Here is a 21,306-nt window from a genome sequence, read left to right on the forward strand (position 1 = left end):
CCAGCCTCCCGAGCAGCGCCGGAAGGGAGCGGCGCTCCATGCTCACGCAGCGCGCTGCATCGCGACGCGCTGCACGATCTCTCGGCGGGCGTTGTCGTTCGCGGCCTCGTCCGTCAGCTCCCAGGGGATCTGCGCCACGTCCACCGCGGCGTGCTGATCGTACCGCTCGCGGTACCGAGGAATCCGCGCGTTGAACGGCGCCAGATCCAGCGCTCTCTCCAGGAGGTCCTCCACGAGCGGCGGTGGAGAGCCGAGCATCACCACGGAGACCACCATCCACTCGTAAAGCGCGGCGCGGAGTCGCTCATCCTCCGTACGCTCCAGGCCGGTGCGGCAGAGTTCGAGGCATCGCTCGTACTCTGCAGTGTTCAAGGCATGGAACGCCAGGTGGAGGTAGGGCCAGATCAGCGGTGTTCCCCGGGCGACGGCGCGCTCGAAGTCCTGCATCGCCAGGGCATCCTCGGCGCGGGCCACCCGCAGCCTCCCGCGCGCCGTCAAGGCGGCGTCATTGTCTGCGTCCACATTCAGCGCCTCGGAGTAGGCGTGAAGCGCCCGCTCCGTGTCCCCCAGGTGCTCGTGACAGACCCCCATCTCCACATACCCCTGCACGAGAACCGACTTCCGTTGCTGCGCCGGGACCGCGCTCTCCAGCATGACTGCGCGCTCCAGGATCTCGATGATCTGCGCGTAGACCTCCCGGCCGGCAAAGCCGGGTTCCCGCTGCGCGCCCACCAGCAGCGCGTGACCCGCTGCAAACAGCGCCCGCGACGGTGCAGCACCTGCCCCTCACGTACGCGACCATGTACGGAGGGGAGTTCGGCACCTGCACCCGCCGCAGCAGGTGCAGGACCAGTTCACAGTCCTTCGCCTGCTGCCTCCAGGCCGCGTCCAGCAATCCCACGTTGCAACGGCGCACTCATGAGAATTTCAACGGAGGAGACGACAATGCATGATGCTCGACGACGGCTCCCCCGCCCTCACCCTGGAGACGCTCTTCCCCGAGTGATCTCCTCACATCTCCTGCCGATCGCTCCTCCTGCCGAGCCCCCACGATGCGTCGCCTCACCGAGCGCACCTTCCAGAGCCTCTCCCTCCTCGCCTTCTCCCTCTGCGTCGCCTGCACCGTCGCCTGGGTGGTGACCGGCAGCGGCCCCTACCCGTTCTTTCGCTCCCTCCAGCTCGACGTCGACCCTGAGCGCAACGACGCCACCGCCGCGTTCCTCACCTTCCTCGCCACCTTGCTCCCCGGCCTCGCCCTCATCCTCCTCCTGCACCGCCACGCCGACGTCCCTCCCCTGCGCGGCAAGCGTGATGCGCCCGCCCCGCTCACGTTCGGACAGCGCCCACAGGCGCGGGACGATGCCGCCCGGGACACCGAGCGCTTCGCCATCAACTTCGGCCTCGCCGCGGGCGGTGGTGTCGCGGGCGCCAGCGTCCTCGCCGGCTGGTATCCCGACTGGTTCGGCGACGAAGCCACCCTCCAGCAGGCCCTCTGCTTCGCCGTCCCCCTCGCGATCCTCGCCGGCATCCGGCAAGGCCGCACCTGGAGCGCCCGCATCCTCTACACCGTGGCGTTCTGCGTGGTGTCCGTGGGGTGCCTGCCCACGACCTCCATCTACCTCACCATGCGCCCTGACCCGGTGCTCACCGCCGAGTTCCTGCTCCCGGTCATGATCGGCGGCCTCCCCGGCGGCCTCCTCGTGCTCCTCGTCCACAGGTGGACCAGGCGAGAAAAGTACCCCGGCCGCTGGGACACGCCCCCACCTCGATGAGTGCTCGCGCAGGGTGCACGCCGCACAGCCCGCTCCGGTCCGGTAGCATCCCTCCCATGCTCCCTCGCCACCTGCTCCGGGGCGCCTCGGCCGTCTCTTTCCTCCTCGCGCTGTGCCTGACGGGGTGCCTGCCCATCCCCCACACCATGCGCGAAGCCCCTGCGCTTCACGGCACCCTCCAGCACCATGGCACCCCGCTCGCCAGGGCCCTCGTCCGCCGCAGCATCAACCCGCCGTACGCGCAGCAGGACTGCGCTGGCGGCGAGGAGACCCGCACCGCTGCCAACGGCACCTTCTCCTTCCCCGAAGAGCGCTACTTCACCCCGGTGATCATGTTCGGCGACCGACGCGACACCTGGCGCCTCTGCATCGCGCTGCCCGGCGGAGGCGAGGCCGTCTGGCAAGACGACGCCTGGTGGGGCGGCCCTCCGGAGCAGCGCCTCACCTGCGAGGTCGGCGCCCCCTCGCCCATCGCTGCCGCGCCCCCCAGCGCCACGGCACCCTCCACGTCTGCGGCGCCGTCGTTGATTGCCGCGCCCTCGTTCGCGACGCCCCCGCCCGCCACGAGCGCCACGAGCGCCACAAACGCCACGAGCGCCACGGACGCCACGAACCGTCCCCCTCCGGCCAAGGCGGTGGCTTTCACACTGAAGCCGCTGCCCCACGTGACCCACCTCGAGGCGAGCACCGCAGGGTGCAGGGTCGCGGAGGTCCGCTGATGGCCCGCCCTCCCGAGCCCACGCCCACGTTCGCGGCGCTCCGGGACCACCTCGCCGTGTACGCCGGTCCCATGGACGCCGTCTGGCTCGACGACGAGCGGGTCACCCCCCAGCCCGGGGGCTTCTACGGCGGCTGGATCACCGCGGAGCTGATCGGCCCCTTCAAGGGCGGTCCGGGCACGCTCGGGTGGTAGGGTTCATCCCAGCAGGATCCGGCCCTTTGACTGCACCTGCACGCTCGCGTCGCCTTCGAGCTGCACGGCCGCGTTGGAGCGGAGCAGCGCCTTGTCGTCGGTCAGCTTGAGGAGCGTTGCGTCCTTGCGCAGCCGCGCCATGTCGCTCCGGACGCTCACGCCCGAGGTGGGACCACCCAGCTCCACGTACTGGTTCTTGAGGGCGAGCTGCCACTGGGTGCCCCCCAGCTCGAGCCTGCCGTTCGCGCCGTCGACCTTCAGGCCCCACGGCGCGGCGGCGCCTCCGGCGAGCAGGCTCGCGGTCCGCGCCGCCGTCAGCTCGAAGTCGTCGTGAGCATTGAGGGTGGTCGTCCTCTGCGCCTCGTCGAGCTTCAGGAACTGCTGCGCGGCGGTCTTCAGCTCCACGGTGCCTTCCGAGGTCCCGGCGGCGGTGGAGACGGTGATGGTGGCCTTCGGCGCCTCGTTCGGATCGCAGGCCGAGAGCTTCAGGGCGTCGGCGTCCATCTCCACGCTGGTGCGCACCTTGTCCTGAGCTGCCACGCGCTCCACCGCCGAGAGCTTCACGCTGCCCCGCGAGAGCAGGTCGACGAGCGTGGAGGAGGTGAGCAAGAGCCGCTCGCCCCCGGCGACCTCGGTGTCCTTGCGGGCGTGAATCACCGTCTGATCGCTGGAGGTGACCACCACCTTGTCCTTGGAGGAGAGCGTCGCGTGGTCCTGCCCGGCGAGGAACAGGCTCTCCTTCCCGAAGACCACGGTGTGCCCCTCGGAGCCCACGATCTGCCGACCCTCCTTCCACTGCTCGGAGCTGGCGAAGCCGAGGAGCCCCGAGCCCGCGGCCTGCTTGAGCGCGGGGATGGCCGACCAGTCGATGCGCGAGATCTGCCCGAGCGCGTCGAGGGGCTCCGGGGCGCCCGTCTTGATCTTCACCGACTTGTCGGAGTCGGCCCACTTCACCCGGGGAATCGCGCCGATGTCGAACTGCCGCTTGGCCTCGGTGATGAGCAGGTTCGAGCCGAGCGCCGCGTACGCATCCAGCCCCGTGCCGGTGGCCAGCGCATAGATGCTCCACAGGGCCAGCCCATTGCCGGCCGTCGCGGCGATGAGCGAGCGGGTGTTCTCGATGCTGTCCTTCGCGTAGCCGACGTTGACCATGCCCCCGTCGCCCTCCAGCGTGTCGGCGGCATCCTCCTCCTTCGCCTTCGCCGCCTCGAAGTCCGCCCGCGCCGAGGTACTGCCCTCGTTCGCCGTCTTGTACGCGCCGATCGTCTCTTCCACATCGAGCGTCGTCGACTGCCCATCCTCGGGGTAGTCGGCGACCGTCACCGATCCCTTGCAGGTCGCCTTGGCCTTCTCCAGCGCCTTGGCGAGGTCCTCTTGCGCCTTCTTCAGCGCCTCCCGCCGGAGCTGGAGCTTCCCCTTCTCTGCCTCCTCCTCGCTCTCGCGGGTGTACGCCTCGATGGGGTCGTCGTAGGTGGCCGCGACGGCGAGCTTGCCCTCCTCCGCGGCCGCCTCCTGCTCCGCTTCGAGCGCCGCGAGGGCAAGCTCGTCCTCTTCGAGCCCGAGGAGCGCGGCCTCCTGCGCCGCGATGGCGTCGAGCAGCGCCTTCGCGGCCTTCCCCTCGGGGGAGTCCGGGTCGTAGGCCGCCGCTTCGAGCACCCGCTTGAGCTTCTCCAGGGCCGTGGCTTCGTCCTCTGCCGCCTCGTCGAACCTGGACTTCATCCTGGTGCGGTGCAGCTCCAGCGAACTCTGGACGAAGTTCGCCCCCTCCTGCGCCGCTTCCAGCGCGCCCGACATGATCCCGAGCCCGGTGTCGATCCCCGAGACCACGGCTTCCACCACCATGGGATAGGTGAGCTTCCCGGCGATGCTCGTCACGTGGTTCGCCATGGTGTTCACGTAGATCCCGAACATGTTGCCCATGGAGGTCAGCGTGTTCGCGGAGGCGCCGGTGGCGGCCGTGAAGTTCGTGAAGGCGGAGATGCCCACCCCGTCCTCCGGGGAGTTGGGCGCGCCGAGCTGGAGGGTGGCGCTGCTGCGCGGGGTGGAGAGCTTGATGCGCTCCGAGCCCTCGGTGTCGTCGAGGTTGATCTCGTTGCCCGAGCCCGTGCGGAGGATGTTGCGGGGGGCGTTGTCCGCGCCGACGGGGCTCGGGGTGGTGGGGTTCGGCAGGGTGCCCATGATGATCGGGCGATCCGGATCGCCATCGATGCAGGTGAGCGCCACCTCCACCCCCGGGCGCAGCGGGAAGTGCATGCCGTAGCCGGGCCCTGCGTGCGGCTGGGCCATGCGCACCGGGCGCGAGGCTTGCCCCGCGGCGCTGTCCCAGGTGTCGAAGATGAAGCGGACCCGGTAGCGCCCCTCGCCGTCCACCTGGGCGTACTTCTCGCTGCGATCGGCGGCATCGATGGCGCCCGTGAGCACGCCGTGGACGCGCGGCTTGGGCGTGACCCGGGGGGGCCGGTACGGCGTCGCGTTGCGGATGGCGCGGAAGGTCGCCGTGTAGGGCTCCGCGGTGTCGACGCCGCCCGCGAGCGCCGGGAGCCTCGCGGCGTGGACCACCTCGGTGAAGAGCAGCATCACATCGCCGAACGGGTGCCCCTCGATCTTGCAGGTGGCGCCCGCCGCGAACGCCGGCAGATCGGCCGCGCCCTGGAACACCTGGCGCTCCGCCGCGCGCTCCTCGGCCCGGAGCCGGGCGATGCGCGCCCCCTCCTCGGGCGTCTTGAAGTGCGAGCCGTACTCGATGACCCGCCCGCCGTGCCCGCTGTCGACCTCGGCGAGGGCGGTGAGATCGAGCTGAGGCGTGCGGTAGTTGTAGTCGCGCACGACGTACTGCGAGGGAATGAGGCGGGTCTCCGTCTCCAGCCGGTAGACGTCGCGCTGCTCCCCGCGCGCCCTGAAGTCGGCGACCCCGCTCTCCTGGAAGGGCTGAAAGCCGCCGTTGTGATCGGTCACCACCAGCACGTCACGGCCGCTCGCGTGCTCGAAGAAGAAGCTCATCCCCAGGTGCTCGAGCAGGCGGGAGACGAAGGCGAGATCGGTCTCCTTGTACTGCACCACGAAGTCCCGGCGCGGGTACGTCTCCCGCAGGCGGAAGGTGAAGTCGCGGTCCTTCGCGAGCCCGATGTACTCCAGGATGTGGGTGACGATCTCCGGGACGCTCAGGTCCATGAACACGTCGAGCGTCTCGTGCAGGGTGAGCTGGTAGGCGCGGGGGACCAGGGTGACCCGGTAGGTGACGTGCTTCGACTCGGTGTCGAGCTGATCGCGCACGAACGAGATCATCCCGTGGACGCGGCGTAGCTCCTCGCCCCCCCGGGAGAAGACGAGCGTGGCCTCCGCGCCGGCCAGCACGTCGCTGTCGATCCCCTGCGAGGCCTCCGCGACGAGCACGACGTCGAAGCTGAAGAGCTGCGAGATCACCTCGCGCCCGCGCAGCTCCGCGACGCGCACGGCGCCGGGCGCGAGGGCGTCGGACTCGAACTGAATGTCCACGTATCGGTCGTCGCTCATGCTGCTCCCCTCCGATCAGGGTGCGTGGAGGTTCCTGGGAGCAGCAAGCATAAGCGGGGCCCGGGTGCGCCGTTCGCCCTTTCTGCGCGCCCCGATGCGCTGGACCGGCCGTGTAGCGCCGCGCGCAGGAGCGCTTCGCCGCTGGCGCGCTTCGCCGCTGGCGCGCTTCGCCGCTGGCGCGCTTCGCCGCTGGCGCCCTTCAGGGCATGCAGCCTTCGAGCGTGGCGAGCATCACCCAGAAGGCGCGCGCCTTGTTCTCGCAGCTCGCCTGGGTGGCGTGCGAGTAGTTGTAGCCGTTGGTGTCGGGCGCGTTCCAGTCCGGGTGCTCCATGGGCACCTCCACGCCGCCGAGCATCAGGCTGTAGCGTTCATCCCCGGACCAGGCGTCCAGATCCTCGTGGTCGTAGAGGATCTTCCCGTTCGCCTGGGCGTAGCTGCGGATCTGCTGGTTGCGCGCCTTCCGGTTCGCGCCGTTGTACGTCTCCTCGGCCGTGCCCGTCATGTAGATGAAGGTCACATCCGGGAACTCCTGCTCCAGGCTGTTCATGGTGGTGAGGTAGTCGTCGATGGTCGCCTGGGTCTGCGAGGAGATCTCGAAGGACCAGGCCCACGCCGAGTAGCGGATGGAGGGGTTGTTCGTGAGGATGGTGCGCAGCTCGTTCAGCCCGGCCTCCGAGTCCCAGTACTTCGCGGCGCTCACCGCGTCGGTGGTGACCATCCCGGCCCACACCCGGAGCGCGCCTGGGGTGTTGGGGATGCCCATGTAGCCGGTCTGGAAGCCGTATTTCGCGTCCTTGTTGCGGAGGCTCTTCGCGCCGTGGGTGATCTGCGATCCGTGCGACCGGTGCCCGTAGTGAACGATGACGTTCGCCTTGAGGTGGTCGAGGCAGCTCTGGGGGATGTCGGCGAGGTCGACGTCCCCGTGATCGAAGGTGCGCAGCGCGGCGGGATCGGAGGGCGAGAGCGCGCTCGCGGCGGCGTGGAGGTCGTCCTCCGGGCCGGGGAGGGCCGCGCCATCGGCGCTGGCGACACAGCCCGTGACACCGGCAGAGAGGAGGCCTGCGACGAGGGTGAAGGATTGAGAAACTTGGAGGCAGTTCATGGGTTCACCCCCGGCCCTAGCAGCCTCCTTGCCAGCGCCCCGGGCGGCTGACGGGGGGGCGGGGCTGGCGGCCGCGCGCCTCACCGGCCACCACTTGCAGGCGGCGACGCTCCTTCGAAATCGGTCGTACGAGCCGCTCTGACCGCCGGGCTTGTCCGCGATGCCGAGCCGACTCACCTCCGCCGCGATCCGAGGGGCGTCAGCATCGGTGTACCCGCGGAAGCCGCCCCGCCCGGGCTTGGCGCCTCTGGGGACGACACGCCGCTTCAGCTCCTCTTTCGCGTCCCGGATCATGCCCACGTTCTTGCCGAGGTAGTCGTCCGGTTTGCGCCAGCTCTGGTTGGCGGCCTTCACGGCGTCGGGCCACAGGAACCACCACGCTTCCATTTCCCTCCCCCCGCGGCTCAAGGGTTGCCCCCCAGCGTGCCGCTGAACCACAGCTCGCCGAGCCCCATCTTCCCGGCCAGCTTCTCCTCGATGCGCTGCACTTTCTCCGGATCGACCGCGGGCATCCGGGTCGCGCCAGTGTCCTGATCGCGCTCGACGACGATCAGCTCCGAGGCGTTCAGCCGGTTCACCAGCGCGGGCGAGTGGGTGACCACCAGGAACTGCGTGCGCTGCGAGGCCTCCCGGAGAAGCTCCACGAGGCGGTCGAACACGTACGGGTGCAGGCCGTGATCGATCTCCTCGGCGCAGGTGAGCTGAGGCGGCTCCGGATCGTAAAGCATGGCCAGGAGAGCGAGGACCCGGATGGATCCGTCGGAGGCATCCGCGAGTGAGGTTCGGCCCTGGAGGCCGCGCTCTTCGAGCTCCACGGCCACGCCCTCTTCAGCGCCGCCGATGGAGCGGAAGTGGATCTGCACGAGGCCCGGGATCATCGCGCGCGCATCCTCGACGAGGGCACTGAAGGTCTCCTGATCGCCGGCGAGCTTGCGGAGGAAAGGCGCCAGGTTGCTGGCGTCGGAGTCGAGGCGCTCGCCGCGCCGGAGGGGCGCCGGGAGACGCGCAGCGTTCACGTTGACGTCGAAGACACGAAACGTGGAGAAGAGCTGCGCGATCTTGCTCACCTGCTCACCGCCACGCTCGGGCGCGAGGCGGGGCAGCGTCGAGAGTCCCAGCGACACGCTGGTTTTCTGGGGATGGTGAGCTTCGACGAATCTGCGGACAGGATCTTCCTGGAACCTCAGGGTGTAGACGTCCCTGGCAGCGTTGCTCGCGTGCCTGGTGACGCGTGCCTCGATGGTGATCTCGATGCCGCGCTTCTCGTCTCCTCGAAAGCGGACGCGCTCGTAGCCTCCGCGCCTCTCCAGGGCGGGCCGCAGGTCCTCGCGCACGGCGTCGCCGAGGAAATGGATGAGGTCCAGGAAGTTCGACTTGCCGCTCCCGTTGGAACCGACGAGGACATTCAGCGCCTGCAGCGCGACGTCGACGTCGCGGAGGCTGCGGAAGTTCCTGGCGCGCACCCTGAGCAGAGGCCGCATCCGTGCCACCCTACTTCGCTCCTGGAAGGCCCGGCCAGACTTCTGTGGCGTTCGGGGTGCAGGACCATGAGCCAGTGACGTTCGGTCACCGATTCCCGTATCGCCTGCGTGCCCAGTCGACGATCCGCACCAGGAGCAGCGCGCCGAGCACCGTGCCGTAGATGGCGGGCTCGGTGACGTCCTTCTTCACGCGCATCACGAAGTGCACCACGCCGAGCGCGGCGGCGAGGTAGGCCATGCGGTGGATGCGCTTCCAGCGCGCGTTCCCGAGGCGCTTCATCATCCGTGCGGTGGAGGTCACGGCGAGGGGGATGAGCAGAAGCAGGGCGGCGACGCCCACGAAGATGAAGGGGCGCTCGGCGATGTCGTCGGCGACGGCGGCGAGGTCGAGGCCCTGGTCCACCGCGGCGTACACCAGGAAGTGCGCGCAGGCGTAGGCGAAGGCCAGGAGGCCCAGGGTCTTGCGGATGCGGATGGGCCAGGTCCAGCCGGTGACGATCTTGAGCGGGGTCGCGGCGAGGGAGGCGACGAGCAGGGCGAGGGTGAGGATCCCGAGCTGGTTCATCACCTCGGCGACGGGGTTCGCGCCGAGGGCGCCGCGCGCCGCCGCGAGGGCCAGGGACGCGGCCGGGATGAGACCGCCGGTGATCACGGCGGGGACGAGCCAGCCGAGGCGCGCAGGGCGCGGAGCACCGGGTGCGCGGGGGCGGGTCTCCGGGGCGGCGGCAAGGGAGAGATCGCGCATCAGTAGTTCTGCCGGAGGTCCATGCCGGCGTAGAGGCTCGCCACCTCCTCGGCGTAGCCGTTGAAGGGGAGCGTGGGGCGGCGGCCGAAGTCGCCGATGCGCCGCTCCGTGGCCTGGCTCCAGCGGGGGTGCGGGACGGCGGGGTTCACGTTGGCGTAGAAGCCGTACTCGGTGGGGGCTGCCTCGTTCCAGGTGGCGCGCGGGCGCTGCTCGGTGAGGGCGATGCGCACGATGGATTTGATGCCCTTGAAGCCGTACTTCCAGGGCACCACCAGCCGGAGGGGCGCGCCGTTCTGGCCGGGGAGCGCCTTGCCGTACAGGCCCACCGCCAGCATCGCCAGGGGGTGCATGGCTTCGTCGAGGCGGAGGCCCTCCACGTAGGGCCACTCCAGCACGGGGTTGCGCTGCCCGGGGAGCTGCTGCTGATCGAAGAGGGTGGTGAAGGAGATGTACTTCGCGCGTGAGGTGGGTTCGAGGCGGCGGATCAGGTCGCCAAGGGGAAAGCCGAGCCAGGGGATGACCATCGACCAGGCCTCCACGCAGCGCATGCGGTAGATGCGCTCCTCGGGCGCGAACCACCCGAGCAAGGTGTCGATGTCCACCCGCCGGGGGGTCTTGATCTCGCCGGCGAGCTCCACGGTCCAGGGGCGCGGGTGGAGGGTCGCCGCGTTCTCGGCGGGGTCGCCCTTGTCCAGGCCGAGCTCGTAGAAGTTGTTGTAGGTGGTGACGTCGCCGAACGGCGTCGGGGGCTCGTCCGTGGAGAAGGGGCTGCGGGCGCTGGCTGCGCTGCCCGGCGCGCCGGGAGGGACCGCGGACGGAGGCAGGTCCGGCAGCGCCGAGGCAGCAGGCGGGGGGGTGGCGCGGGAACCCCCGCTCAGGGCGATGAGGCCCGCACCCATCGCCGAGGCGGTGCCCGCGAACAGGGCGCCGCTCTTGAGGAACTCGCGCCGCCGCAGGTAGAGCGGCTCGGGCGTGATCTCGCGCGCGGGGGGCGGCCTGGGGAGCTTGGGCATGGGACCTCGGCGCCTCAGTGTAGACGGTGGGCCCGCAGAGCACACGTCGAGGCCGTGACGGCTGCGACGACGCGACGGGCACGAGGGCCACGACCTCGGGGGGCGCGAACCGGCTCCCGTCGCGCCCAGGATGTTCGTGGGGTCGACCTCCCTGTGCAGGAAATCCCGCTGTGCTGTTCGTGGGTCGCACTTCCTGTGCTCCCCGAGCCGCTGTGCTGTTCGTGGGTCGCACTTCCTGTGCTCCCCGAGCCGCTGTGCTGTTCGTGGGTCGCACTTCCTGTGCAGGAAATCCCGCTGTGCTGTTCGTGGGGTCGACCTCCCTGTGCAGGAAATCCCGCTGTGCTGTTCGTGGGTCGCACTTCCTGGGCTCCCCGAGCCGCTGTGCTGTTCGTGGGTCGTGCTTCCTGGGCTCCCCGAGCCGCTGTGCTGTTCGTGGGTCGTGCTTCCTGGGCTCCCGGAGCCGCCGTGGGCCTTGCCCACCAGATTTCGCGCACTTGCAGGTGGACGCGCGAGGTCGCTCACAGGTCGTCGACCAGCACCTCGGCGGCGCCGAGCCGCACGCCTGGCAGGAAGGCGTCGCCCTCTTCTCCTTCTACGTCCACGTCCCGGCGCTCCACGTCCCGGCGCTCCACGTCCAGCCGCTGCCGGGGAATCTGTACCGGTCCCGGTCTCTCCACGCCCGACGGCTCTCCGTCGGACCCCGCCGGGACGACCGCGTACCAGAACGCACCCCCGAGGTTGCCCCCGGCGCGGTGACGCCCCGCGGGGGTGAGCACCACCCAGCCCTCGGGCGTCGGCAGCAGCCAGGCCAGGCAGCGCTGCCGGGGCACGTCCCACAGGCCCACGGTACCGTCCTCGGAGGCCGAGGCGAGCAAGCGCCCGGCGGGATGGAAGGCGACGCAGGTCACCGGGCCCGTGTGGCCGCGGAGCACCCCGAGCGCTTCGCCCGTGCCGGGATCCCAGAGCCGCACCGTGGCGTCGTCCGAACCGGAAGCCAGGAGCGCGCCGTCCGGGCGCCACGCCACGCTCGTCACCCAGTTCTCGTGCCCCTCCAGCACCCGCAGCCGCGCTCCCGTGCGCGCGTCCCAGAGCTGCACCGTGCCGTTCCCGCTGGCCAGGGCGAGCCATGCCGCGCCGTCGCGCCCTTCCTCGCGCCCTCCGTCGCGCTCTCCGTTGTCTCCGAAGCGCGGGCTGAACGCGAGGCCGAGCCCCCAGGCCGGGGGGCGGCAGGAGAGCACCGCGCCCGCCTCGCCGGTCCGCGCGTCCCACAGCCGCACGGTGGCGTCCTTGGACGTGGAGGCGAGCCACGCGCCGTCGGGGCTGAAGGAGAGCGCCGTCACAGCCTCCGCGTGGCCGGTGAGCACCGCGCGCTCCTCGCCGGTCCGCGCGTCCCACAGCCGCAGCAGGGCGTCGTCGGTGCCCGTGGCGAGCCACGCGCCGTCGGGACTGACGGCCACGCACCGCACCCAGGTGCCGCGCCGGGGCAGCGTGAGGCACACCTCCCGCGCGCGCAGGTCCCAGACCAGGGTGGACCAGCCGAACCCCCCGCTGACGAACCGCTCCCCGTCCGGGGAGAAGACCACGGGGGTCGTGACGCCGGAGGGCTCCGTGGAGAGCTGGGCGAGCGCCTGCCCTGCGCGCGGATCCCAGAACCGCGCGGTGAAGTCGGTGACGCCCGAGGAGAGCGTCGCGCCATCGGGGCTGAAGGCCACGCTGCGGAGGCCCTCCAGCGGGGGTTCGAGCACCCGGAGCGTCGCGCCGGTGCGCGCGTCCCAGATCCGCACGGTCATGTCGAAGGAGGCCGAGGCGAGCCATTCCGCGTCCCCTTCCCCTCCGGCGTCCCCTTCCCCGCCCGGATGCCAGGAGAGGTCGCGGAGGTCGTCGTCGTGGCCGGAGAGGACGTGGAGCGTCGCGCCGGTGCGCGCGTCCCAGATCCGCGCGGTCTTGTCGAAGGAGGCCGAGGCGAGCCGGGTCCCGTCCGGGGACCAGGCGACGCGGGTCACCTTCTCGCCGTGGCCGCGCAGGACGAGGCGGGTCTCGGCCGAGCGTGCATCCCAGATCCGCACGGTCGCGTCCTCCGAGCCCGTCGCCACCTCGGCGCCGTCCGGGGACCAGGCGACGCTCGTCACGTCGGCGTCATGCCCGGCGAGGACGTGGAGCACGCGGCCCGAGCTGACCTCGTGGATCATGGCGGTGCGGTCGCGCGAGGCGGAGGCGATGCGGGCGCCATCGCCGCACCAGGAGACGCCGAGCACGGCGCCGACGTGCCTGGCGCCGTCGTGCCTGGCGTCGTCGTCGCCGGGCTCGTCGTGACCGGCGTCGTCGTGGCCGGAGAAGACCTGGAGGAGCGTGCCTCCAGGCGCGTCCGCGCCTACGCCCGCGCCCGCGCCCGCGCCTACGTCCGCGCCTACGCCCGCGCCTACGTCCGCGCCTATGTACCAGAGACGCATCGTGCAGTCGTGCGACCCCACCACGAGGCGCTCGCCCCGCGGGCTCCAGGCGAGGTCCGTGACGCCGAGGGCATGGCCGCGGAGCACGCCGCGGAGCGCGCCCGTGTGGCCGTCCCAGAGCCGCACCTCGCCCTCGTCGTCCCCCGAGGCGAGCCACGCGCCGTCGGCGCTCCACGCCACGCAGACCACCTTGCTCCGGTGTCCACCGAGCACCCGGAGGCCCGCGCCGGTCGCGGGGTCCCAGAGGTGCACCCGGCGATCCAGGTCCCCCGTCGCGAGGCGCCTCCCGTCGGGGCTGAACGCCACCGCGAGCACCTCGGAGCGCACCATCCAGGTCGGTACCGCCAGGCGCGTGGTCTCGTCGAGGTCATCCATGCACCCACCCTACGTGAGGGCACCTGGGTGCCGGTAGCGCCTGCGGAGCCTGCAGAAAACCCAGGCGGTGGGACGCAGGGCGGGAGGCGTGTCCGCATTGCGGGGCGGGGGGCGCGTCCATTGCGGGAGGCGGGGCGCGGGCGGGGGTACGCGTGCATCACGGCATGCCAGGAAGTGCTCCCGGAGCCGCGCGTCCCGCTAGAACGGCATCGATACGTGCCGGATCCCGCTGCCGGCGATCGGGGTCGTGTGCATTCATGGAGGAATCTTCGGCGGTGAGCCGCACGCGGGCAGCAGGGCCTCGCGATCTCGCGGCCTCACAGCCTCGCGACCTCGCGGCCGGGCGGGGCTTGGCAGGAAGGGGCGCGACCGGGCAGGTCGGCAGCGAGATGGCCTCTCCAGGGGATCACCGCCGAATGGGGTGGGACCGAGGCGGGACACAATGGGTAGGGTGTGAATGAGGTGTGGCGCACAGGGAATGCACGAATGAGGGGAATGCATGGCCGGATGAGGGAATACGGGACGGCAACACGTAAGGCATGAATGGTCCGGGGCGCGCGGGGTGGGCAGGGTGCAATGCGGGAATGTACGTGGACGAAGGGCGGGACTGAGGTATGCGTGGGAGACGCGCCGTGCATTCCGTGCCGGGCTGCGCTGCGTTTTCTGGCCGCGGACACCTCATTAGAACGCTGCATGAGGAACATGCACATGCGCGCATCCGAGCCTTGTTTTCAACGAATCCCCCGGCCATGCTTTTTCGAAGAGACGACCCGAGACAAGGCAAAGGAGACCTATGTCCAGTCATGACGTCCTCGACGAGAACCTCGCCCAGCAGTTCCTCTGGCGGATCTCGATCCCGGATCTGGTGGCGCTGAAGGAGGCCCGCCCGAAGCAGTTCGTGGCCCAGGTGCAGGTGCGGGAGGCGCCCGCAGGCGAGGTGCGCGCGCGCTGGGAGCGGGTGGGACGTGATTGCGCGGATCTCGCGCAGCAGGTGGCGCGGGCCTGGGAGATGGCCGGGGGCGCGCGGCAGGCGGCAGCGACGGGGGCGATGCTGTCGCGGGTGCGCCGGATGGGCTTCGACGTCATCGGGATGAGCGCGCACCCGGAGGAGATCCTGCGGCTATGGCGGCTCGTCGCCCGGCACCACGGGGCGCTGCCGCGCAAGGGCCGCAAGGACGGGATCCACGCGCTGAGCTTCGTGCCCATTCCGACCGAGTCGCCCGAGATGCCCGAGCTGCTCGTGGAGGCCGCGATTGCAGGGGACGAATGGCTGGCGTTCCTGCTGGAGCAGTCGCTCCAGGACGAGAACCCGGACCGCCGGTACCCGGGGGCGAGCGCGAGGCTCGCCGAGGTGCTCGACGTGGGGCCGACCTGGAGGGCGCAGGCGATCGCAGGGCGCTTGCTCTTCATGTTCGGCGAGGTGGAGGCGGCCATTCCGGCGCTGCGGCGGGCGCTGCGGCGGCCGCACGCAGGGGTGAGGACCATTGCGATCGAGGCGCTGCTGGAGCGTGCGCCCGAGGCGCTGACGGCAGACGACGTGCAATGGCTCCTGGAGGACGCGGTGAAGCACCCGCCGCCTCCGGGGCGCGGGACGCGCAGCCTGGAGATGATCGACGAGTACGGGCAGGCGCTGATCGCCGCGGTGGGGCGGGTGCGTCCGCCGGAGGGCTTCCGGCCGCTCGGGATCCTCGCGGACGGCGGCGGGCTCGATGCGCGCGGGCAGCGGGCCGGGCTCGATGCAGGCTGGGCGATCCGCGCGCTCGCGGCGGGGTATCCGGAGCGGGCCGTGCTGTGGATCGATCGGGCGCTCTACGGGTCGCGATCGTGGCGCCGGTACGATGCGGTGGAGGCGGCGGGGGCGCTGCCCGAGGAGCTGGCAAGGCCGCGTCTCCTGGAGGCGGCCGCAGGCCCCGGGCGCTACCCGGTGGAGCGGGCGCAGGCGCTGTGGATGGAGCGGTTCGGAGAGAGTTGCCCGGTCGATCCGCTGGCAGGCCTCTGCGTGGAGATCCTCGCGGCGCCGCCGAGCGAGAAGCTGCTCGGGAGGCTTTCCGTGCTGCGGAGCGGCCCCGACGAGGCGCGGGGGCGGATGCTGGAGGCGCTGCTCGCCGAGGCGCCGGTCGAGGCGCTGGTGGAGAGGTCGGGCGCGAACGGCGTGGGAAGCGGCGCGAGCGGCGCGAACGACGCGAACGGTGGAAGCCTCGACGCGGAGGCGCGGGAGACGCTGGCGCTCCTGGTGTTCAACCTCAGGGATCCGGCGGTGTCGCCGCGCGTCCCGGAGCTGCCGGTCTCCGAGGAGGCGTGGGCGGAGCTCTTGCTGCGGCGCTTCGGAGCAGCGGCGTTCGAGGGGCTCGCGGCGCTGGCGCTGCGGGGAGCGCGGGTGGGCGCGGACCACGAGTGGCTGGAGGTGCTGGCGGGGCTCGACCGGAAAGGGCTGCTCTGCGAGGCCTTCCGGGAGCGGCTCCGGCAGATCGCGCGGGAGGCGCTGACGTCGCCGCGCTACCAGGAGGGGACAGGGCCGCTCTTCGCGCTGAGCTGCCTGGGCGCGCCGGCTGACCTGGCGGACCGGCTTTGGCACGCGGCGGTGGAGCGGACGGCGGAGCGGGCGTCCTGCGAGGACGAGGGGCGGTCGTCGTCGGCGTGCGCGCTGCCGTACGGGGCCTACTGGGCCGGCGAGGCGCTGGCGAAGGTGAAGGGCGCGCCAGGGCTGGAGGCGCGCATCGCCGAGGAGGGCGAGGCGGCGCTGCGGGCCGGGGATCACCGGAAGCTCGAACGCATCGTGCGGATCGGGTGCCAGCGCAGGACGCCCGTGGCAGCCCAGCTCGGGCAGCGGCTGCTCGACGGGGTGGACGCTGCCGAGGGGTCGGTGGAGGCGGCGGTGCTGTGCGGGTACGCGCTGCACGCGGCAGGGAAGCTCGACACCGGGTGGGTGCTCGCCGCGCTGCGGGCGCCGGAGTCGCTGCGGTTCTCGGTGGCGGCGCGGCTGTGCAAGCCAGAGGCGTCGGCCGAGGTGGTGGCGCTGCTGTCAGCCACGCTGGGGTCGAAGGCGCGGGGCGGGGCGGCAGCCGCAGAGGCAGCCGCGGCGCTCCTGTCCCTGAAGGCCCTGGCGGTGGAAGACAGCCGGCTCGACGGGATCCTGCGCGAGGCAGCCGGGACGCCGGCGGCGAGGAGCCAGCTCGCAGGACTCCTGCTCAGGCTGGGGGCGCCGTTCGCACAGCTCAAGGGGCATTTTCTGGAGCTGCTCGTAGGGGTTCCGGCGGCCGTGAGCACGGGGAATGGAGCGAGCGCGGTGAGTGCGGTGAGCGCGGCAGGGGCTGCGGCCGTGAGCGCCTACGGGGTGCTGACGACGCAGGAGCCCGAGGGGCTGCGGGAGCTGCTCGGCGCCGCGTGGACGGCCGGGCCACACCCGGAGATCCGGCAGCGGCTCGGGAGAGAGATCGGGGAGCTGGGCGAGGCCGAGCGCTACTGGTGCCACGACGACGAGGACGAGACCGTCGACCCCGATGACGGCTGCGCGTTCGACGACGAGGACGAGCTGGATCTGGATCTGGAATGATCCCGCGCCTCCCGCGCTGACTCAGGGAGCGTCGTCGCCACCCTTGGCGGCGCTCTCGCCGCTCCCGCCACCCTCGCCACCCTCGCCACCCTCGCCACCCTCGCCATCCTTGCCGCTCGCGGCGGCGGCCATGGCGGTGGCCGAGGTGTCAGGCTCCCAGAGGACCTCGGGGGCACCGAGGAGGAAGGAGGCCCAGCGGCTCCAGACGAAGAGGGCGTCGCTCAGGCGGTTGAGGTAGCCGACCGGGTAGGTGTCCCCCGCTTCCTGGCGGTGCAGGGCGACACAGAGGCGCTCGGCGCGGCGGCAGACGGTGCGGGCGAGGTGGAGGTCGGTGTTGAGGCGGGCGCCGCCAGGGAGGACGAAGGAGCGCAGGGGCGCGAGGTCCTCCTGGGCGAGGTCGATCTCGGCCTCGAGGCGCTCGATCTCTGCCTGGGTGACGCGGGGCTGCCTGGGGTGCACGTCCTCGGGCAAGGTGGCGAGGATGGAGCCGAGGTTGAAGAGCTCGTGCTGGACCCGGTGGAGGGAGCGGCCCAGGCCTTCGAGGCGGTCGCGACGGTCAGCAGCCACGGTGGGCAGGGCTTCGAGCAGGGTGTGGCGGGCAGCGCCGATGAAGGCGTTGAGTTCGTCGACGGTGCCGTAGCTCTCGATGCGGAGGTCGTCCTTGGGGAGCTGCTGGCCACCCACGAGGCGGGTGAGGCCCCCATCCCCATGGCGGGTGTAGACGCGGTTGATGGCGATGCGGGGGGCGCTGAAGGTGCGTTCCTGGGTCACCCGGATGCGGTAGAGCCAGCCTGGCCTGCGGTCAACCCGAGGTCAGGGCGCGATGGGGGCCGGCCGGGAGGGAGGTGCCCCCCGTGCGTGCGGTACGCAATCGTCCGTCGCGAGGTTGACGATGATCGGGCGCCGGTGGGAGATTGCCGCTCATGTCCTCCCTGGAAGTGCGATCTCGTTGCAGCATGGTCCGTTCCGCGCTGGCCGCCGCGCTGGTGCTCGCCGCGTGCGCCGGGCCTATCGGGTGCGGTGAAGAGGCGGTGGTCGGGAAAGATCCGGCGGGGAGCGCAGACGCGGCAGAGCAGGCGCGCATCGAGAGCAGCCGGAAGAAGATCGACGAGGCGTCGCTGGCGACGGACGAGAAGCGGTACGCGGACGCGAACAAGCTGCTCAAGGAAGCCGAGGCGCTGAACATCGAGTCGCACCGGTTCGAGATCCAGGAGGCGCGGGAGAAGCTCGACAAGCGCGAGGCGAAGCTCTGGTCGAACGAGGTGTCGGAGCAGCTCGACGGCAAGCAGTGCGCGGAGGCCTTCGCGTCGCTGTCGAAGGAGTTCGAGGCGCGGAAGAGCGAGATCTTCAAGGCCGAGGTGAAGAAGCTGGTGCACACCCAGGCGGTGGCCTGCACGAGCGGGAAGCTCGATGAGCTGGCCACGGCCGGGAAGTTCGGGGAGGCGCGGAGCTTCCTGGGGAGCCCGAGCACGAAGGTGGTGCTGGGCGAGGCGGCCTGGAAGAAGCTGTCGGCAGAGACGGAGGGGACGGCCACGGAGGCGATGGCCGGGCAGCTCGCGGAAGATCTGCAGGCGAAGCGCTGGGCAGCGGCCGCCGACAAAGTGGACGCGGCGGTGAAGCGGGGAGACGTGACCGAGGCGGCAGGGCAGAACCTGATGGGCCGGGTGCGGGCCGCAGCCGCGCCCGAGCTGACCGCGAAGGCAGCACAAGCGGTGGGGTCGCGGAGCGCGGCGGCAGATCTGAAGGACGTGGACGCGCTGATCGCGCGGCTGGGCTGGGAGGTTCAGGCCAGCGATCTGGCAGGGATCGCGAAGGACAAGGCCATGCCCGAGGATCTCGGGAAGAAGCGGGCAGCGCTGGCGACCTACGTGGAGACGCAGCGGCTGAAGCTGAAGCCGCTGAAGAAGGCAGAGAAGCGCTGGATGCACGGGCTGGTGCCACTCGCGCCCGCAGGGAGCGCAGAAGGGGCGTCGCGGCGCGATCTGAAGCAGGGGACCGCGGTGTGGGTGCTGGGTCAGACGAAGGACGTGGCGCTGATCACGGAGGCAGATCCGGGCGGGGCAGCGTTCAACGCGGCGCTCGATCTGGCCGCAGGCTGGGTGCCGGTGCGGACGCTGGCCAAGGAAGACACGGCAGAGTGGCTGCCCCCGAACGATCAGTTGAAGGGTCTGCAGGTGTGGGGGCCGCTGCGGGAGAAGCAGGCGTTCCTGGAGCTGGGGACGGTGACCGAGGTGAAGGGCGAGGAGGTGACCGTGACCCGGCTCGCCGACGACGTGGCGGTGAAGACGACCCGCGACAAGCTGCGCAAGGGTCAGCTCGTGAAGGGGATGAAGGTGCTGACGCTCTGCGATCAGGAGAACCAGCCCGCGACGATCTTCGAGCACATCCAGGGGATGCGGGTGGCCCGGGTGCAGTGTGACAGCGGTCTGCAAAAGGAGCAGCCGCTCTCCTCCCTGCGAAGCCGGCCCGACCTGCTCCCCGCGAGCAAGTGAACACGCCGGCCCCTTAAAGGAGCCACGATGACCACGTACAGCGACATGATGGCGAGCGTCCGGGCGTCGATCCGGGAAGTGACGCTGGGTGACCTGAAGCGTCGGCTGGAGGAGAAGGAGCCGCTGACGCTCCTCGATGTGCGCGAGAAGGAGGAGTTCCGGGCGGGGTCCATCCCGGGGGCGATCTCCATCCCGCGGGGGTTCCTGGAGATGCAGGTGGAGCAGAAGGTGCCCGATCGGTCGGCGAAGATCGTGGCCTACTGCGCGGGAGGGACGCGCTCGGCGCTGGCGGCGAAGACGCTCGCGGACCTGGGGTACACCAACGTGGAGAGCGCGAACCCGGGGTTCACGCGGTGGAAGGATCTGGGCTACCCGGTGGAGACGCCGCCCTCCCTGACGGACGCGCAGCGGGAGAGGTACTCGCGGCACCTGCTCCTGCCCGAGGTGGGCGAGGCGGGGCAGGCGAAGCTGCTCGCGGCAAAGGTGCTGCTCCTCGGAGCCGGAGGGCTCGGGAGCCCGGCGGCGCTGTACCTGGCAGCAGCCGGGGTGGGGACCCTGGGGCTCTGCGACGCGGACGTGGTGGATGCGTCGAACCTGCAGCGGCAGATCCTGCACGCGACGTCGCGGGTGGGGACGCCGAAGGTGGAGAGCGCGGAGCTGGCCATCCGGGATCTGAACCCGGACGTGAAGGTGGTGAAGTTCCAGGAGCGGCTCGACAGCGCGAACATCGATCGGATCTTCGAGGGGTTCGACGTGATCGTGGACGGCTGCGACAACTTCCCGACGCGCTACCTGGTGAACGATGCGTCGGTCTGGAAGAAGAAGCCCGTGGTGCACGGGTCGATCTTCCGGTTCGAGGGGCAGGTGACGACGTTCCTGGCAGGCGCGGGGCCCTGCTACCGGTGCCTGTACCCGGAGCCGCCGCCGCCCCACCTGGCGCCGAGCTGCCAGGAGGCAGGCGTGCTCGGGATCCTGCCAGGCGTGGTGGGGGTGATCCAGGCGACGGAGGCGATCAAGTTGATCCTGGGGCGGGGGACGCCGCTCATCGGTCGGCTGCTGACCTACGATTCGCTGCGGATGAAGTTCGGGGAGCTGCGGCTCCGGCGCGACAAGAACTGCCCGGTGTGCGGCGACAACCCTTCGATCACCGAGTACATCGACTACGAAGGGTTCTGCACAATCCCGAGCTGAGGGCGGCGCAAGGCGGCCATGGCGATGGCCAAGATCGCGTCCGCAAAGCGTGCGTCGAGGGGGCCGTGCTGGAGGAGGCGGCGGTGCCAGATGGCGCCGAAGATCATGTCGAGGAGCACCTCCACGTCGACGCCGTCCGCGATCTGGCCCGAGGCGCGGGCAGCCGCGAAGCGCTCGCGGACGAGCATGCGGCGGCCCTCGGTGAAGCTGTGGAAGAGGACGAGGAAGTCCGGGTCGAGCTGGGCCTCGGCCATGAGCGCGCGCAGGAGGTGCGCCGGCGGCTGCTCGTGGTTGCTCAGGGAGAAGATGCGGGTGAGGAGCTGCCGGAGGTCCTCTTCGAGATCGCCCGTGTCGGGGAGCGGGACTTGCTCGTCCGTGGCCTCGCTGAGCGCCTGGAGCAAGACCTCCGCCTTCGAGCGCCACCAGCGGTAGATGGTGTGCTTTCCGACGCGCGCCTCACCGGCGATGGCGTCGATGGTGACCGCGGCATACCCGCGCTCCGTGGCGAGCTTGAGGGCCGCAGTGAGGATGGCCGTCCGCGAGGCCTCGCTCCGCTTGCGGCCGACACGGGGACGCTCCGACTCCGACATCGGCGCATCCTGCCAGAAACCCCCATTCTTCTTGACGGCACTGGTCGTGTCGTTATGTTTCGGCACTGTTGGTGCCGAAACTCGGCGGGGCCTCTCCCTCAGGCTGGATCACGGCT

At 71.0% G+C, this 21,306-nt stretch carries 14 protein-coding genes and 1 pseudogene; 6 read left to right on the forward strand and 9 right to left on the reverse strand.

Going from position 1 to position 21,306, the window contains the following annotated elements; genetic code table 11:
- Positions 1-42: 42 nt before the first annotated feature.
- Positions 43-732 (reverse strand): tetratricopeptide repeat protein, encoded by a 690-nt coding sequence (locus tag CAP_RS31070; RefSeq protein ID WP_044247462.1) that lies wholly within the window; start codon positions 730-732, stop codon positions 43-45.
- Positions 733-1,052: 320 nt separating this feature from the next.
- Between CAP_RS31070 and CAP_RS31075 the strand changes: the two genes are divergently transcribed.
- From CAP_RS31075 to CAP_RS31085, 3 genes and pseudogenes are all read left to right on the forward strand, one after another.
- Positions 1,053-1,772 carry a hypothetical protein gene (locus CAP_RS31075; protein WP_044247464.1) on the forward strand — a complete coding sequence of 240 codons (720 nt, stop codon included), beginning with the start codon at positions 1,053-1,055 and terminating at the stop codon, positions 1,770-1,772.
- Positions 1,773-1,828: 56 nt separating this feature from the next.
- Positions 1,829-2,491: a transthyretin-like family protein gene (locus CAP_RS31080; RefSeq protein ID WP_044247465.1), complete on the forward strand. Its 663-nt coding sequence runs from the start codon at positions 1,829-1,831 to the stop codon at positions 2,489-2,491.
- Positions 2,492-2,502: 11 nt separating this feature from the next.
- Positions 2,503-2,685: pseudogene (locus CAP_RS31085) on the forward strand (DUF427 domain-containing protein); the annotation flags it as partial.
- A 3-nt stretch (positions 2,686-2,688) separates the two neighbouring features.
- Here the strand turns inward: CAP_RS31085 and CAP_RS52730 are convergent.
- From CAP_RS52730 to CAP_RS31115, 6 genes are all read right to left on the reverse strand, one after another.
- The gene (locus tag CAP_RS52730) at positions 2,689-6,198 is read right to left on the reverse strand and encodes a type VI secretion system Vgr family protein (RefSeq protein ID WP_063748780.1); all 3,510 of its coding nucleotides are present in this window, start codon (positions 6,196-6,198) and stop codon (positions 2,689-2,691) included.
- A 199-nt stretch (positions 6,199-6,397) separates the two neighbouring features.
- Positions 6,398-7,687 (reverse strand): hypothetical protein, encoded by a 1,290-nt coding sequence (locus CAP_RS31095; protein WP_052376375.1) that lies wholly within the window; start codon positions 7,685-7,687, stop codon positions 6,398-6,400.
- A gap of 17 nt (positions 7,688-7,704) precedes the next feature.
- Positions 7,705-8,781: an AAA family ATPase gene (locus CAP_RS31100; protein WP_044247467.1), complete on the reverse strand. Its 1,077-nt coding sequence runs from the start codon at positions 8,779-8,781 to the stop codon at positions 7,705-7,707.
- A gap of 85 nt (positions 8,782-8,866) precedes the next feature.
- Positions 8,867-9,526, reverse strand: coding sequence for a protein-methionine-sulfoxide reductase heme-binding subunit MsrQ (gene msrQ / locus CAP_RS31105; RefSeq protein ID WP_081865450.1), 660 nt, complete (start codon positions 9,524-9,526; stop codon positions 8,867-8,869).
- The gene (msrP, locus tag CAP_RS31110; RefSeq protein WP_044247469.1) at positions 9,526-10,539 is read right to left on the reverse strand and encodes a protein-methionine-sulfoxide reductase catalytic subunit MsrP; all 1,014 of its coding nucleotides are present in this window, start codon (positions 10,537-10,539) and stop codon (positions 9,526-9,528) included. The genes msrQ and msrP overlap by 1 nt, the downstream gene beginning before the upstream one ends.
- A 518-nt stretch (positions 10,540-11,057) precedes the next feature.
- Complete coding sequence (locus CAP_RS31115) at positions 11,058-13,364, reverse strand: WD40 repeat domain-containing protein (protein ID WP_052376376.1); 2,307 nt, start codon at positions 13,362-13,364, stop codon at positions 11,058-11,060.
- A gap of 793 nt (positions 13,365-14,157) precedes the next feature.
- On the opposite strand from CAP_RS31115, the gene CAP_RS31120 reads away from it, so the two are divergent.
- A complete protein-coding gene (locus tag CAP_RS31120) occupies positions 14,158-16,917 on the forward strand; it encodes a hypothetical protein (RefSeq protein ID WP_044247471.1) in 2,760 nt (919 codons plus the stop codon).
- A gap of 21 nt (positions 16,918-16,938) precedes the next feature.
- Here CAP_RS31120 and CAP_RS31125 read toward each other — a convergent pair whose 3' ends face one another.
- Positions 16,939-17,688, reverse strand: a complete 750-nt coding sequence (locus CAP_RS31125) for a cob(I)yrinic acid a,c-diamide adenosyltransferase (protein ID WP_231511781.1) — start codon at positions 17,686-17,688, stop codon at positions 16,939-16,941.
- 185 nt (positions 17,689-17,873) lie between these two features.
- Here CAP_RS31125 and CAP_RS31130 point away from each other — a divergent pair, with 185 nt between their 5' ends.
- Together CAP_RS31130 and moeB are read left to right on the forward strand one after the other, a co-directional pair.
- Positions 17,874-19,409: a hypothetical protein gene (locus tag CAP_RS31130; protein ID WP_044247472.1), complete on the forward strand. Its 1,536-nt coding sequence runs from the start codon at positions 17,874-17,876 to the stop codon at positions 19,407-19,409.
- A gap of 27 nt (positions 19,410-19,436) precedes the next feature.
- A complete protein-coding gene (gene moeB / locus CAP_RS31135; RefSeq protein WP_044247474.1) occupies positions 19,437-20,600 on the forward strand; it encodes a molybdopterin-synthase adenylyltransferase MoeB in 1,164 nt (387 codons plus the stop codon).
- Here the strand turns inward: moeB and CAP_RS31140 are convergent.
- Positions 20,570-21,190 (reverse strand): TetR/AcrR family transcriptional regulator, encoded by a 621-nt coding sequence (locus tag CAP_RS31140; RefSeq protein WP_044247475.1) that lies wholly within the window; start codon positions 21,188-21,190, stop codon positions 20,570-20,572. The two genes, moeB and CAP_RS31140, sit on opposite strands and share 31 nt — an antisense overlap.
- Positions 21,191-21,306: the final 116 nt, after the last annotated feature.

It is taken from the genome of Chondromyces apiculatus DSM 436, assembly GCF_000601485.1.
Classification (GTDB): domain Bacteria; phylum Myxococcota_A; class Polyangia; order Polyangiales; family Polyangiaceae; genus Chondromyces; species Chondromyces apiculatus.